A 1,560-nucleotide genomic window follows, 5' to 3' on the forward strand; every position below is an offset into this window, starting at 1 on the left:
GGCTGGAGCTGACCGACATCCGCTTCAAGGACGAGCGACACCTCCTCAGGATCATCGACAAGATCGTGTCCGCCGTGGGCCGGCGCGTGGACGAATCGAACCCCTACGTCGACGCCCGCCTCAAGGACGGCTCGCGCTTCAACGCGATGGTGCCGCCGGTCGCGGTCGACGGCTCGCTCGTCTCGATCCGCAAGTTCAAGAAGGAGAAGCTGGGCGTCGACGACCTGGTGAAGTTCGGCGCCTTCTCCGAGGAGATGGCGGCCTACCTCCAGGCCGCGGTCGCCACGCGCCTGAACGTGATCGTCTCGGGCGGTACGGGCTCGGGCAAGACCACGACGCTCAACGCGCTGTCGTCCTTCATCGACAACAAGGAACGTATTCTCACGATCGAGGACACCGCGGAACTCCAGCTCCAGCAGGTCCACGTCGGCCGGATGGAAAGCCGCCCGCCGAACGTGGAGGGCAAGGGCGCCGTCACCCAGCGCGACTGTCTCAGGAACGCGCTCCGGATGCGTCCCGACCGCATCATTGTCGGCGAGACGCGCGGCGAGGAGGTGATCGACATGCTCCAGGCCATGAACACGGGCCACGACGGGTCGATGACCACGATCCACGCCAACTCCGCCCGCGACGCCTGCTCGCGTCTCGAGAACATGGTGGCGATGTCCGGGATCGAGATGCCGATCAAGGCCGTCCGCGCCCAGATCGCCAGCGCCGTGAACCTCATCGTGCAGGCGAGCCGCCTTCAGGACGGCTCGCGCCGGATGGTGTCGATCACCGAGGTGACCGGCATGGAGGGCGAGGTGATCTCGATGCAGGAGGTGTTCCGCTTCCAGCGCACGGGTCTCAAGCCCGACGGCAAGATCCAGGGTCACTTCACCGCCTGCGGCGTGCGCTCGCACTACGCCGAACGTTTCCGCCAGTGGGGCTACGACCTGCCGGCGGCCATCTACGAACCCGTCGCCGCGGAGTAGGCCGACATGCAGCTTTCCATCGAACCGCTCATCTATATCGGCATCTTCATCGGCGTGCTCCTCCTGGTGGAGGGCATCTACCTGATGGTCTTCGGCAAGACGATCAGCCTGAACGCCCGCGTGAACCGCCGCCTGTCGATGCTCGAACAGGGCGCGAGCCGCGAGGACGTGCTCGCCCAGCTCCGCAAGGAGATGGCGCAGCACAAGGGGCGCGTGCGCGTGCCCTTCTACTCGCTCATCGCCGACAAGGCGCAGAAGGCCAACATCGCCTTCACGCCCGAACAGCTCATGATGGTCATGGCGGGCCTCACGGTCGTGACCTTCGTCCTGCTCTCGATCCTGACCACGGCCTCCTTCCCGATCCGGTTGCTCGTATCGGTCGTGATGGGCGTGGGCGCGGTCTACCAGTGGGTCGCCTCGAAGGCGAAGAAGCGCATCGCCAAGCTCGAGGAGCAGCTTCCCGACGCGGTGGAGCTGATGGTGCGGAGCCTCCGCGTGGGCCACCCCTTCGTCTCGGCCGTGCACACCGTGGCCCGCGAGATGTCGGACCCGCTGGCCTCCGAGCTCGGCATCATCGCCGACGAGG

General features: G+C 66.3%; 2 protein-coding genes. Both read left to right on the forward strand.

Translation table 11 applies throughout. The annotated features are described in order from the left end of the window. Nucleotides 1–974: CpaF family protein (locus tag ACTS11_RS03980; RefSeq protein ID WP_442639048.1), on the forward strand; the 974-nt coding region annotated here is incomplete at its 5' end. A gap of 6 nt (nucleotides 975–980) precedes the next feature. Continuing rightward, nucleotides 981–1,560, forward strand: a 580-nt coding sequence (locus ACTS11_RS03985) for a type II secretion system F family protein (protein WP_442639049.1), incomplete at its 3' end; no start/stop codon positions are given.

The sequence above is a fragment of the Roseicyclus sp. genome, from assembly GCF_052168335.1.
GTDB lineage: Bacteria > Pseudomonadota > Alphaproteobacteria > Rhodobacterales > Rhodobacteraceae > Roseibacterium.